General features: G+C 38.5%; 11 protein-coding genes and 1 pseudogene. 2 read left to right on the forward strand and 10 right to left on the reverse strand.

The features are described 5' to 3' along the window. Window positions 1-79 precede the first annotated feature (79 nt). The 5 genes from H8796_RS21740 to H8796_RS21760 form a co-directional block, all read right to left on the reverse strand. Window positions 80-781, reverse strand: coding sequence for an SIMPL domain-containing protein (locus H8796_RS21740; RefSeq protein WP_117935043.1), 702 nt, complete (start codon window positions 779-781; stop codon window positions 80-82). Between the two features lie 74 nt (window positions 782-855). Then, window positions 856-1,506, reverse strand: a complete 651-nt coding sequence (locus tag H8796_RS21745; protein ID WP_147340115.1) for a hypothetical protein — start codon at window positions 1,504-1,506, stop codon at window positions 856-858. A gap of 681 nt (window positions 1,507-2,187) precedes the next feature. After that, window positions 2,188-2,796 (reverse strand): DUF1062 domain-containing protein, encoded by a 609-nt coding sequence (locus tag H8796_RS21750; protein WP_117935015.1) that lies wholly within the window; start codon window positions 2,794-2,796, stop codon window positions 2,188-2,190. Window positions 2,797-2,903: 107 nt separating this feature from the next. Beyond that, window positions 2,904-3,710 (reverse strand): RteC domain-containing protein, encoded by an 807-nt coding sequence (locus H8796_RS21755; protein WP_117935017.1) that lies wholly within the window; start codon window positions 3,708-3,710, stop codon window positions 2,904-2,906. Window positions 3,711-3,767: 57 nt separating this feature from the next. Beyond that, on the reverse strand, window positions 3,768-5,435 hold the full coding sequence (locus tag H8796_RS21760; RefSeq protein WP_117938157.1) for an ISL3 family transposase: 1,668 nt from the start codon (window positions 5,433-5,435) through the stop codon (window positions 3,768-3,770). Between the two features lie 480 nt (window positions 5,436-5,915). Between H8796_RS21760 and H8796_RS21765 the strand changes: the two genes are divergently transcribed. Next, a complete protein-coding gene (locus H8796_RS21765; RefSeq protein WP_117937548.1) occupies window positions 5,916-6,191 on the forward strand; it encodes a putative quinol monooxygenase in 276 nt (91 codons plus the stop codon). A 66-nt stretch (window positions 6,192-6,257) separates the two neighbouring features. Here H8796_RS21765 and H8796_RS21770 read toward each other — a convergent pair whose 3' ends face one another. From H8796_RS21770 to H8796_RS21785, 4 genes and pseudogenes are all read right to left on the reverse strand, one after another. After that, window positions 6,258-6,674, reverse strand: coding sequence for a pyridoxamine 5'-phosphate oxidase family protein (locus tag H8796_RS21770; protein ID WP_117937550.1), 417 nt, complete (start codon window positions 6,672-6,674; stop codon window positions 6,258-6,260). 80 nt (window positions 6,675-6,754) lie between these two features. After that, the gene (locus tag H8796_RS21775; RefSeq protein ID WP_117937552.1) at window positions 6,755-7,579 is read right to left on the reverse strand and encodes a helix-turn-helix domain-containing protein; all 825 of its coding nucleotides are present in this window, start codon (window positions 7,577-7,579) and stop codon (window positions 6,755-6,757) included. A 37-nt stretch (window positions 7,580-7,616) separates the two neighbouring features. Further along, window positions 7,617-9,095, reverse strand: coding sequence for an ammonia-forming cytochrome c nitrite reductase (gene nrfA / locus H8796_RS21780; RefSeq protein WP_117937596.1), 1,479 nt, complete (start codon window positions 9,093-9,095; stop codon window positions 7,617-7,619). 34 nt (window positions 9,096-9,129) lie between these two features. Then, a pseudogene (locus H8796_RS21785) lies at window positions 9,130-11,519 on the reverse strand (sensor histidine kinase). Window positions 11,520-11,683: 164 nt separating this feature from the next. On the opposite strand from H8796_RS21785, the gene H8796_RS21790 reads away from it, so the two are divergent. After that, complete coding sequence (locus H8796_RS21790) at window positions 11,684-12,280, forward strand: 3'-5' exonuclease (protein ID WP_117937598.1); 597 nt, start codon at window positions 11,684-11,686, stop codon at window positions 12,278-12,280. A gap of 74 nt (window positions 12,281-12,354) precedes the next feature. Here the strand turns inward: H8796_RS21790 and uxuA are convergent, their stop codons facing one another. Next, window positions 12,355-13,524, reverse strand: a complete 1,170-nt coding sequence (gene uxuA / locus H8796_RS21795) for a mannonate dehydratase (RefSeq protein WP_004304108.1) — start codon at window positions 13,522-13,524, stop codon at window positions 12,355-12,357. Between the last annotated feature and the right edge of the window lie 23 nt (window positions 13,525-13,547).

The following is a 13,547-nucleotide window of genomic DNA, read 5'->3' on the forward strand; positions in this document are numbered from 1 at the left end:
TCTGTATCAGAAACACAGATTGTTTACTAAACCAAATCCGATTTATTATTTCTTGTCATGCGACAAAGATAGACTATTTTTATTTAATGGCAAAACGAGCCGTCATTTCATACCGTAGCTTGATAACCCGGTACTGCTCGGTAGCTGCCGTACCCATGCTTACATTGCTCTGCGCCTCGAAAGGAAGATAACGGCTTATGTTATTATCGGCAGGTTCGATGATACGAATCACTTCACCCAACTGCTGCCCCATCGCTTCCACCAGATAAGATGCTTTCTCACGGGCAGCCTTCAGTGCTTCAATCTTACCTTGTTTCCGATACATTGGCAAATCCTTATGTTTGAGTTCTCCGATGCGCATGGACTCAATTCCCCACGTATTGACCGAACGAATAATAGAATTAATCTGCTCAAAATCCGTAAGCCGGATATCCAATTGCTTACCTATCAGAAACTCTTTTCCTCTCTGACGCCAATAATCTCCTATTTCCTGTGTGCGGATAGCATCATCCGTTATTCCGATTTTGCGCAAACTTTTACGCAAATCTTTCTCTATCATTGCCAATGGCACTTTCGTCCGGAAATCTTCTTCTCTTTTTGATTTACCGGTGTACTCTTCTTCCCAATACTCCTTAATCTGAACCAGAAAATGAATCTCATCCGGAACGACTTCTATTTCAGAAGAACCGGTCACTTCAACGTATCGTCCATCACTTTCCTGTGCATTCACAACGATACTCCAAGTAAACAAAACAAAAACTAATAAACATACCTTTTTCATATCTTCGATTATTATATTATATCTCGCATTATCCATTAAGACTTATAAAAAGAATCTTATCTAATTGATTACAACTAATCCAATAAATTCCAAATTTCGGCATTTGATTTCTCTGCCAACTTCTTTATATCAACCAAATGCTCTTTAAATTTATTTTCATCTATCGGAAAAATAATAGTTCGAAAAGTTTCACTCCCATTATCACAATCATATCCTATAATTGCTGATAAATCATCATATTCTTCCATACGTTTCACGCTAAGAACAAAATCATACCTCTGCAAACATTCTTCAATAAGTCCGTTGTTCTGATACAGTCCCACTGTAGGAAAACCTAAAATACCACTTTTAATCTCTTTAATAGAATAATGCTCACTTCTACAATATTCCTGGCATGGAATCATAGTAAAACCTATCATAAGCAGTGGCAATGCTGCTAATCCGAAAAAAGTATCCCACAATCTTCCAACAATATAAAAAATAACCATCATTAAAGAACCAAAAACATGTACTCCTAAATACCTTTTCACCCACTTTCGAAAGCGCATTCCCATAGGTAACAAGAAAAATGAAATTATAGCGGACAAATATGTCACCCACACAATTATATAGCCTAAATGCCATCGTAGATGATTATCATAAGGAATAAACAATAGTAGAAAAAAACAAAAGAACATTCCTATCAGATGCATGACAAACAAATATTTTCCCAATTGCATTTTCATATGCTTTCCATGTTTTACAATCATATTGTCTTGAATTACAAAACTATAAAAAAAATTACATATAATATTATTTTTTCTCTTTATTCATTTACTCAAATGATATTTGATTGTAAAATACAAGATATGATATACTATCATAAAGATTTTATTTATATTATTTTCATACTACAAATTAATAATATAACTTTGTATCTGTGACTATAATTAATACATACTATGATAACACATCTAATAAATGTCAGTTTTGGAATATTTGCTTTCTTACCTGAAGGATGGCTGTTCATGATACTCATTATGTTACTTGAATCATTTATTCTATCCAAGTTATTATGTCACAAAAAAATCGATAAGCAAATATACATTTCTATATTTGGAAGCAACATCATCAGTGGTGCAGTAGGAATCATTACTACGCTGGCACTTAACGGTGGATGGATTCTAGTTGTTTGGTTTCCGTGGGTAAGTAGCCATGAAATAAATATTTCCGAACCAGGAAATCTATTGATATTCGTATTATTCTATCTTGTAGCTTTTATTTTAACTCTCATCCTTGAATCATTTACCAATTGGCTATTTCTAAAAAGGAAATATAAAACTAGGCAAATATTAATCAACACATTGATAGCTAATATTATCAGTTATTTAATAGGAACATTCATACTATATTCATATAGTTTCGGCCTACTTCCCTCTTAATGATTCAATCAAATATTTCATACGTATAAAAATTATATCGTCATTCTTCACTTTAGATTTCAGTGATACTTTTTTGGCAGGAATGTGTATTACATCCTGCTCCAATATACGCTTCAAACAAGTACTGGAAAGAGAGAAATATCTTTTCATTAATGATGACAGTTTCAGATTCAAGTCGAAATCACATTTGATTCGGATACTTATTATTTCATCGGTCATATGAATGATACTTTCCGGGGAGATGTTACTTATCACTTCATAGTCAACGCTGTCATAGTCTAATTGAAGATTGTTTTTACTTGCCATTCCGGCAGAGAAAGCATACTGCCAGGCTACATTCCTGTCGTTCATGGAAAAGCTGTGAAACAGTTTCTTATCAATCAGGTCGGGTTTAGTGCGGGATAACAGAGTCATATTACAAGTGTTATCACATTTCACACATCTATAAATGAGCCAGACATCAATGTTTTTCTTTTGTGCATTCATCCTGAACTTATCACTGCAATAAAAGCGGTCACTATCACAGTGGCTGCATTTCTTAATTAACAAGGGGCTATTCTTCACCCTTATCTCCCATGTAAATGTTGTTTCCATAACTATACAAAAGCTATTATTTTTCTTTGTGAATCAATTATTTTCTTCGCAAAGTTGGAGATTAGCTATTTGTATAATTCACAAGATGTCACAAGATGCTATGAAATTTATCCGTCCAGTTCGTCCATCATCTTTAATATTTTATCCTTCAGCTTATCAAGAAATTGTGTCCGGCTCTTCTTCCGGTTTCTGATTTCCAGAAATATACGATAAAAATCTCCTATCTCAATATTGAATAGTACTTCGCAGCAGAAAGCAATATCTTTCAAACTTGTATTTCCATTATTGAAGCATTTACCTGCGTATAAGGCATAGATGAATTCTACTAATCCTACTTTGCTGTCTGTCCACTGCAATAGTCGGCTGTCTATCATGGAAGTGAATTTCAAATGGAGTTCTTCGGATAATCGTTCTATTTCAGCAGACAGATATTCCGCCAAACGATTATTGGCTATGATTTCAGCCACACTAGAATCATGCAAGGTGGTAAAAAAGGAATCTCTATCCAGTAGCCCGCAACGGATGTCCGAAAGAATGTCATAGTTACTTCTGATAAAATACAGCTCGTCAAGTTCTGTCCTGCCCGTATGGTAGTAATCATAGAAGGGGTTATCTAGAAAATATCTTTTCAGATTCTCCTGCTCCGACTTCAGATATTTGTATTGTGAGGACGGAGTTTCGCCGATACGGTTCTTTTCAATCTGATATAAGCGGACATAAAACATCAATAACCCGAAAATTTGCGGTTTCCAGATTTTAAAGAAAAGAATCTCTTCTGCTGAATTTGAGAATTGATATTCGACAACGGCTGACTTCAACAGAATAAGTGAGGTCTGCATAACATCAATAATCTGTTTTATCTTATCAATCAGGGCAATCGGCTGGCGTTCAATCCTTTCAATCTCTTTTTCTATGTTTAGCTTACAATTTCTTACGAAATTGGTTCTTCGTCAAATTTGGTGGTACTTCTTCTATTGTGAATAAATAATCTTCGCTCTCAGTAGTTTAATTCCTGCCCTATTGTACATCTGTCTTTTTACCGCTTTAATTTTATTCACTGTCCCCTCCAGTAATCCGTTACTGAAGGGGATATCAATAGCTGCCTGTACTGCCTCCCAGTCTTTTTCAATACCATATGCAAAGTTCGTTAGTGGCATATTCCGTGTTGCCTTCGCTTTTTCAATCCACTTTCTAATATCCTTATCATAAGTGTTCCCATTAATCATGTCTCTGAAATTTTGACACACGCTTAAGAGTTCTTTTATCTGTGGTGAGGACTTATACAGTTCCGCTAGTTTAGGATTATCCGATTCTCCCTTTAGAATGTATTTGCGTATCTGATTCTGTGAAACTCTCTGTATTTTACTTCCGTTTTCAATGCTCTCATTATGCTCCTTGATTTCCTTCCTCTTTTGTTGATACCTTTTTCGCAAGCTGGATGTTATCCTTCCAATAAGTGCGCCACTGATTTTACTCCCCATTTTTTGCGCCAATATTTTTCGAGTAATACAGCCCGCACTAATGATTGTAGCCAGTTCGGATACATATTTAAGAGCTGTCTTCTGTTGCTCATTCAAGTATGCCCCTATTCTTCTGTTGTGAATGATCTTATAAATGTAGCGACTTTTCTTACCCAAATGTGTGGCTGTCTGCTCAATGGTCATCCCCTGCATTTTTAAGTTCAAGCTTTCCCTGTATATCTTTAATTTTTCTCTGTGTCGGACATCTCCCATGTTAAATATGTCCTGAAGAATTAACGAAGAAGCCGTGTCTCTGTCAGGATATTCGTATTTGAGCTTTTTCTTGGTCTGACGAATCATTTTCTCTATTTCCGGTATCATCGTGTCCGTCATATTCTTGATTAGATGGAACCGGTCGCAGATTTGTGTAACACCAGGGATTATTCTGTTTATAGCTTCTGTGAAACATCTTCCACGGTCTCTCGTTATATATTGTATTTGAGGATTCCGGATGAGCCAGTTATCAAGTGCTTCTCCGTTTCTATCCTCTAACAAAGCAATAGGTATGTGTGTCATCTGGTCTACGACCACACTCATATAATCCTTACCTTTTTTATAGGCAAAATCATCAATACCTACATAAATACTTTTATTATGCATAGGATTATGTTGTCCGCACTGTTGTAGGATGCGTAAGCAGGAAGAACTACTGGCCGTTATATGGAACAGTTGTAAAAGAGAAGAGGCCTTTCGGGAAGTAAGTTCCAAGCTTATCGATCTGATGCGTTCCTCAACAAGATAGCTCCGTCTACCATACCGACGAGCCAGAAAAGACAACGGTTCGCAGAATATTTTTTGTGGACAAGAAACATTATCACAATAATATTTGCCAACCTTTATGACTAACTCCAAAGTATGACCGTAAACTTCAAGATCCTGAATATGACGGGAGTAGTAACTGTGCAATCGGTGACTGAAATGTCCGCAATAAGGACAGGAAGCCCCCTTGCCAGCCGTATGTAGAAAGACCGTCAATGAGCTAACAGCTTCAGAGATACCATCTTGTTGCAGATTATCGTAGCCAAGACTGAATCTGAAATCATGGAATAATCCCCTATTTGTAGGAGTATTTTCTTTTTTTGATGTATATTTGTACGTTGTAGATATGACTTGTTGCATTGTAACTCTTAATGATGTGGTGTCTTTAAAGTTACTAAAAAGCAAACATATCTACAACTTTTAATAGGATTAAGAAAGAAGAAGACCGGTGAAATAAAAAAGAGATTACCACCAAATTTGACGAAGAACCACGAAATTTTCCATTTGTTCTCATATTGCATCAGTTTTGAAAAACGATGCAGTGAATAATAAAAATGATAAAATGAAAAACCTGTTCAAGTATAGAACTACTCAAACGAAAGAAATTAGCCTGTGGTTTATGAGGCTAATATTAAGCTATAACAAATTTAAGAATTGTGCCCAAAATCATTGCTTTTAGAATTCAGATGCAAATATAATTGTTTTTTTAGGATGACATGAAGTTTATATGAATTTTTGAAATAAACTCACCAGAAGTATAGAAAAATAGTATCTTTGCCTCCGACTTTTCACAGATACTGTGAGAAAGTAATTCTTTTAATTATATAAATAAAAAAGACTATGATCAGATTAAATGTTTTTGTTCGTGTAAACGAATCCAACTGTGAAGAAGCGATAAAAGCGGCAAAAGAACTGACTGCCTGTTCTTTAAAAGAAGAAGGATGCATTGCTTATGATACTTTCGAAAGCAGCACGCGTCCTGACGTTTTCATGATTTGCGAAACTTGGCAGAATGCCGAAGTATTGGCAGCACACGAAAAATCTCCTCATTTCGCTCAATATGTAGGTATCATTCAGAAATTGGCTGAAATGAAATTGGAAAAATTTGAATTCTAAATGAATTACGAGGCTGTTCTCGAACAGCCTCGCTAAATCCGCTATTCCTTATCTTTCCGAGTAGAATTAGTCGAGCTTCTTATGGATAAATGTTCCTTCAATCCAATAAGTTGCGTGATTCGATTCAAATTTCAACAAGACATAGCCGGGATCAGTGGGACCACCGGGAAAATGATCGATAAACCAGTCCTGCCAAAGTTCCTGCTTCATCTTTTCGTCAGTTACAACTTCCACTTTCCCCATTAACGCCACGCTGTCTCCTTTATCCTGAAAGCATAATCCTGCTTTCGGATTCGATAAGAAATCAATTGTTTTTAGTGAATCTACTCCGGTAGACATCCAGATCGTGGAAATTCCTTCTGCCAGGATTTTGCTCATCGGCACAGGACGAGGATAACCTTCTTTATTCACAGAAGCAAGGGTAACTACTTCACATCTCTGCAACAATTCTGTTGCTTTCTCTTTCATTGTTTTTGTGGTCATAAGCTGATTGTTTTTTATTAACCTTGCAAAGGTAACGGCATATCCTCCCACTCTATTGTAAAAAAGCGACTTTTACCTATCTATCTTTGTGGTTCGATATAAGTAAGTGTAGTTTCTTCCGGAACGGTAAGGGAAAGAAAAGACGCAGGAGTGTTGCCGGACATTGACTTAATCTCTTTTGAGAAATGCGCTAAATCATAGTATCCTGCATCAACTGCCGTAGTCAACAGATTGGCTGATGTCGTGGTTCTCAACAATTCTACAGCATTCTTAAATTTGACAATACGGCTGTATTCTTTAGGAGTAAATCCGGTATAATGCTTGAACTTTCTCTCAAAATGACGCTGACATAAACAGACGTCATCCATCAAACTGCGAACTGAACGTTTTCCTTCGGAATGATTAATCATGTTCACTGCCATAGCGACGTGAGAATCGGCAGGCTGATAATGGCGCGCCAAATATGCCAGCAAATACTCCTCCACTACCCGTATTCGATCTGCAACATGCTTCTGCTCACCCAATCTTTCAATAAAAGTGTCATCAAAAACAGCCTTCATCTCATTAGTACTGACTCTGCTATTCACAAATTCGTGTAGAGGCAGGTTTGTAAAGCAAGACAGCCCACAAGGTAAAAAACGAACACCAAACATGTGAATCGATTCTGTATAAGTGACGAGTTCCGAATATTTTGTCATAGGTCCTACAAAATAGGAACGATAGGGCTGCATCATCAGACTTCCTTCTTCAACAGCATTAGCCACCTCTCCCAGCGTAAATATAAAATCGGTACAACCATCCGGCAGAATATGGATGCGCATACCATAATCCGGATTGCCCTTAAACTCCCAATAGTTATCAATGTAGGGAACAAGTAAATGAGAAGGCTGATATTCTGTATACATGGATCTATTTTGTACGCAAATATAGCGAAAATAAATTCTAATCAACGATGCGTCCGTTTGCCTTTGCCTTTTGAAGCCATTCAGGGACAATCTCTTCGAGAAATTTATCTTTGCCCGCCTTTTCGGCGGCCATATCCAAACCAATATACTGCTGTGCCTTTTCTTTCGTTGTGATATCCGGAAGCGGAACATCACCTGTATATCCGTGCGATACCAGGATTTTGTTGATAGCCATACGGGCTTGGAATGTTTTGTTTAATCCATGACCTAAAATACGCATTATTTCCTGCGGAGCATGAAAAGAACCACCATGCGATGCCACGCCGAAATCCCATCTCCATTGTGCTTGTCGGATCAACTGCAAGACTTCTTTCATCTCGTTTTCAGTAGCTCCTTTATCCCAGGCAAATTTAGCCTCGATGTGTGCTTTCGCCAAATCTTTTTCTAAAAGGACACGCAATTCATTTGCCTTTCGCTGACGTTCGTATACATTATTACAAAGTGTCTCCTTGTTATCACGATGACAAGTCTGACAAGTACGCTCAGTCACAGCCAACGGATTCTGGATATGGTGATCGCTGTATTTTATTCCTCCTTCATCATTATAAGGCATGTGACAGTCGGCACATGACACACCGCGTTGACCGTGAATACCCATTTGGAAAAGCTCATAATCTGGATGCTGTGCTTTCAATATAGGGGCACGACTCAATTTATGAACATAATCAGTAAATCCGATTTCATCATAGTACTTTTCCAAGTCTTCAACCGTGAAACCTTTATCCCAGGGAAAAGTGGGATATTTTATATCGCCTTTGAAGTAATATTCCGAATGACACTGGGCGCACACCAATGAGCGCATCTCTTGTGGGCTAGCCTGTGTGATGTCTCTGCCCTGACGTTGGAAAGCTTCGACAAGCGACGGGCGACTAATATGCAAATCCATATTCTTAGGTTCATGGCAATCGGCGCACCCGACGGGATTTACAATTTCAGTTCCCCATGTAGCCCACTTATTATTATAAAAGGAATCCACCCCGATAGCTGCTACCATACGGGGAACATCGGGACTTTTACACATCCAGCAACTGGCAGGTTGAGGCCCGTCACCAGCATGCATGGGAGCACCGGTACGAAGTGAATGTCTTAAATCATCCAAAGCATACATATGTCCGCGTGGTGAAGAATAATCTTTAGAAAATGCATACCCAGCCCATAAAATGACCATTTCGGGGCGTTGCGCCAACACATCAATGGATATTCTTCCATTCATATCGCCATGCGAATCGGTCGATGTAGTGTCTCCCCATGTCTTATATTCACGCTGATAATTATCGGAGAACAGAGAACTGCGTGCTTCTATCCCGGTTATCTCTATCTTTTTGCGATAAACTGCATTTACGACTTCCGGTCTGCGTTCCGTCAGGAATGAAATAACGACCCCCAACGCAAAGACAATAGCCATTGCAAAACCAAACAGTAACCATCCCTGCCAAGGTTTCAGTATCTCTTTCATTCCTTCTTTTTTTAGATGCTTTTTGTTTTTTGTATTAAATTGTACTTGCCAAAGATAAGACAACGGAAAAGCAACTGCCTTTTCCCACTTCGGAATCTACTTCTATACGACCCGCCAACCGTTCGATAATCACCTTAGAAATGGAAAGTCCCAAACCACTCCCCTGTTCAAATTCATCCGTCTTATAGAAACGGTCAAAAATCATCATGAGTTCTTTATCGTCAATTCCTTTGCCGGTATCTTTCACGTAGACACAAACTTCCCGGTGTTCCTTGTCTATTTTACCTCCCAAAGTAATTGTTCCTTCTTTGGTAAACTTGTTTGCATTGTTCAGGAAATTGGAGATGACCTGCGTAAAACGCAAACTGTCAATATTGGCCGGTAAGGAAACAGTTTCGTCCAATTCGAGAAGAAAGTTCAATGAGGGTTGAATCAATGTTTGATAGGTCATATAAATCTCCTTCACTATTTTCGTGATGTCGCACTCCTTTATATCAAAGGATAAGTTGCCCGAATCCAAACGGGATATTTCCAACACATCATTCACCAGTTTTAAAAGCAGTTCATTATTGGTATTGATGATTTCGAGCATGGTTGCCTTTTCTTCCGGCTCTATTTCATCAGCTCCTTCGGCTATCAGCAGATTGGTGAAGCCTACAATAGCATTGAGCGGCGTACGAATTTCATGGCTCATGTTATTCAGGAACGATTGTTTCAGTTCGGCTTTTTCCGCTATCTATTTCGCAAGGATCAACTGGTGTTCATGCTCCACCAGTTTCTGAATATTCTGCATGGTACCGGCCAGCATTATCTCTCCCCTGGCATCTTTCAAACTGCTACATCGTAGTTCGTACCATTCATAATCTGCGCCCTCTTTTCCAAAACAGAAACGTATCCGCTGTATTTGCATGCCGGGAGATTGATGCAAGGTTTCGTAGAATGAACTAAGTAACTGTACATCATCAGGATGAGTATATTGTATCATATCCTCTTTGGTGAACCTCCGTTGTTCCAGTCCGACCAACTGTGTATAATTGTCGTCAAACTCCAGAATACTTTCCTGAATATTCCAAAGAGAGATTTTACCTCCATCTACAGAAAGGCTCAATCGCTTGTGAACTTCTTCCAGTATTTGAAGATTCTTACGTTCTATCAACGAACGCCGATGGGTACGTAACAAGCTGATGGTTACGAGGATAAAAGAAATCACAAAGAGTCCGCCCAGTATATAAAGCTCTTTCCGGTAGCGGTCATAAAACGGATAATTGATGATACGGACATCATTCGGAACGTTGCCGATATCACCTGCATATTCTGAAAAATAAATCCAATCCAGTACATATTCTTTTTCCAAATCTCTTATTTTAGGCATTCCTATCTTCTCTTTCTTCAAAAGACGCATAGCAAGATCTGCGGCTGCCTTTGCAGAAATACCTTCTGTTGCCATATAACCACCTACAATCTTGGCGTCTTCGCCAAATCCCTCACGGATACAACTGAAAGAAGGAACATTTAAGGCAGTCACTATCGGAATGGCCATCATATCTAATTTATCCAATAAGAACGCCTGATGACTTTCCTGTTCTCTTTTTGCTTGCTCCAACATAACCAGCAGGGAAGCTCCTCTTATATAGCGAAAAGGACAAAGAGTTATGGTCAAACCACTCTTTTTCACATGATCATTTACCAAGCCGGGCTTCAGATTGAAGTATTCAATCATTTCCGTTAAATGCTTATAATCACACTCCTGTACGAATGCTTTTTGATAGCCCAGCAGTCTTACATCTTTCCTGTCAACTACCTTGGATAGTTTATCAAAAGATTGATGTCCGAGATAAGTAAGGTCTATGTTATAAATGATCTCCATTTTATTATGGGGATACAATGTTTTTATAAAGTCTATGTTATGTTTCAGATCGGGACTGTCACGCAATATATACACTTTCTTCAAATCGTATTCTCCTGCCAGTTCTTCATTAGGAAAACGTACATTACAAGCTACCACGGGAATGGAAGACAATAAACGGTGGCGAGTAGATAGAAAAGAATAGGTTGCCTGGTCACCCATCATCAGAATAAGGTCTGTAGATTTACTTTCAAGCAGTTCGAGATACTTCCGTGCATGTTCTATTTCTTCTTTCTCATTCAGTTTAGAACAATCGAGATAGAATTTATCAAATATGGCTTCTATTCCTTGTTGACGGAATTCTTTAGACAAGAGTTTTTCGAGTTTTGTATTATCGATATCATTTTTAGACATGGAATAAATAAGGGAAATGCGTTTGGGTGTCAGCTTGTTAGTGACAAGCCAATGTTTGTAATTTAGTCCACCTATAAAAACAAACAGGAAGAGAATGAATATTAAAACGTATTTAGACTTAAAGTATGTTTTGTCCATGCTTTTTGTTTATGTGCAGCAAAAATAGTGTAAAATCTTTAAAAGAAGAAGATTTTATTGAAAATGTTTCTCTCAAAGACCGTTTAAACTCATTTTTTTATAAAAAGTCTCTATTTGCCAATCCTGTTACTATATTTTCTCCAACCTCATTTTTTATGTTATATTTGTATCCGAAAAAACAATGGAAGCGATGAAAAACTTTGCAGCTATCGACTTTGAAACAGCCAACGGCAAACGTACCAGCGTATGCAGTGTTGGCGTCGTCATCGTAAGAGACGGTAAGATTGTGAATAAGATCTACCGTCTGATTCGCCCTGCTCCTAATTATTATACGCAATGGACAACAGCTATTCACGGATTGACTTATGACGATACGATAGAAGCAGAGGATTTCCCCGATGTATGGGCTGAAATAAAACCGTTAATAGACGGATTGCCGCTTGTTGCTCACAACAGTCCTTTTGATGAAGGGTGTCTCCGGGCGGTTCACGAATTATATGAAATGACTTATCCTGATTATAAATTTTATTGTACTTGCCGTACTTCGAGGAAAGTCTTTGGAAAAGATTTACCCAATCATCAGTTACATACGGTAGCAGAACGATGCGGATATCATTTAGAGAATCATCACCACGCATTGGCAGATGCCGAAGCTTGCGCACAAATAGCTTTGCTTATCATTCCCGAACCGAAAAAAGCAAGAAAAGCAAAGAAAGCCGATAAAGATACGCATGTTGGAGATTTATTCGCTTCACTTATTCCTCAACCGGTGAAAAAAAACAAATAAAAAACACTACAACTATTATTTCAATCAATAATAGCCGTAGTGTTTGATAATAAAGTGCTAACTATGTACTTCGATTAGAGAATAGATTTTGCAATACCCATTTCCAAGCCGCGAAGTTCTGCCAATCCGCGAAGACGGCCCAGGCAAGAATATCCCGGATTCGTTTTCTTTTTCAAGTCATCAATCATTTGATGTCCGTGGTCGGGACGCATAGCGATAGAGCATTTACGACGCTGTTGTAGAAGAATAAGGCTCTTCATTACGTTGTACATGTCTACATTTCCTTCCAAGTGATTAGCTTCGTAGAAGTTTCCTTCCTCGTCACGTTGTGTACTGCGCAAGTGTACGAAGTTCACACGGTCGCCAAAACGTTCCATCATACCTGCAAGATCATTGTCGGCACGCACACCGAAAGAGCCTGTACACAAGCAGAGGCCATTAGATTCGTTAGGTACGGCTTCAATCAATTTCTTGAAATCCTCTTCCGTACTCAAAATACGAGGCAAACCTAAGATGGTATAAGGAGGATCATCCGGATGAATCACCAGTTTCACTCCTACTTCATCGGCAACAGGAGCAATTTCTTTTAAGAAAAAAATCAGGTTGGAACGAAGTTTCTCTGCATCAATATCGTCATAACGATCTAATGCTTGCTGAAATTGTTCTACCGTGAAACTTTCTTCCGAACCCGGAAGTCCGGCAATCATATTACGAACCAACAATTTCTTGTCGTCTTCGCTCATCTGTTCAAAACGAGCTTTCGCTTTAGCTATTTCTTCCGGAGTATAGTCTTTTTCAGCATTCGGACGTTTCAAGATGAAAAGATCGAAAGCTACAAAAGCTGCTTTTTCAAAGCGGAGTGCTTTAGAGCCGTCCGGCATTGTATAGGCAAGATCTGTGCGGGTCCAGTCCAATACAGGCATGAAGTTATAAGTAACTACCATCACGCCACACTTCGCCAGATTACGGATACTTTCCTTATAGTTTTCGATGTATTTCATAAAGTCGCCCGTCTGTGTTTTGATATGCTCGTGTACAGGTACACTTTCTACCACAGACCATGTCAGACCCACTTCTTCAATCATTTGCTTACGCTTCATGATCTCTTCTACTGTCCACACTTCACCATTTGGAATGTGATGAAGAGCATTTACTATACCAGTAGCGCCTGCCTGCTTAATATCCCACAAGCTAACCGGGTCATTAGGACCATACCAGCGCCAAGTTTGTTCACATAAATACATATTATTCTTTCCTGATTACAAGT

This window comes from Bacteroides sp. M10 (genome assembly GCF_014334015.1).
GTDB lineage: Bacteria > Bacteroidota > Bacteroidia > Bacteroidales > Bacteroidaceae > Bacteroides > Bacteroides intestinigallinarum.

Bases quoted from the DNA above. Each gene is read 5' to 3' on its own strand.
- H8796_RS21740 (WP_117935043.1), bottom strand. From the start codon at position 781: ATGAAAAAGGTATGTTTATTAGTTTTTGTTTTGTTTACTTGGAGTATC.
- H8796_RS21745 (WP_147340115.1), bottom strand. From the start codon at position 1,506: ATGAAAATGCAATTGGGAAAATATTTGTTTGTCATGCATCTGATAGGA.
- H8796_RS21750 (WP_117935015.1), bottom strand. From the start codon at position 2,796: ATGGAAACAACATTTACATGGGAGATAAGGGTGAAGAATAGCCCCTTG.
- H8796_RS21760 (WP_117938157.1), bottom strand. From the start codon at position 5,435: ATGCAACAAGTCATATCTACAACGTACAAATATACATCAAAAAAAGAA.
- H8796_RS21765 (WP_117937548.1), top strand. From the start codon at position 5,916: ATGATCAGATTAAATGTTTTTGTTCGTGTAAACGAATCCAACTGTGAA.
- H8796_RS21770 (WP_117937550.1), bottom strand. From the start codon at position 6,674: ATGACCACAAAAACAATGAAAGAGAAAGCAACAGAATTGTTGCAGAGA.
- H8796_RS21775 (WP_117937552.1), bottom strand. From the start codon at position 7,579: ATGTATACAGAATATCAGCCTTCTCATTTACTTGTTCCCTACATTGAT.
- nrfA (WP_117937596.1), bottom strand. From the start codon at position 9,095: ATGAAAGAGATACTGAAACCTTGGCAGGGATGGTTACTGTTTGGTTTT.
- H8796_RS21790 (WP_117937598.1), top strand. From the start codon at position 11,684: ATGAAAAACTTTGCAGCTATCGACTTTGAAACAGCCAACGGCAAACGT.
- uxuA (WP_004304108.1), bottom strand. From the start codon at position 13,524: ATGTATTTATGTGAACAAACTTGGCGCTGGTATGGTCCTAATGACCCG.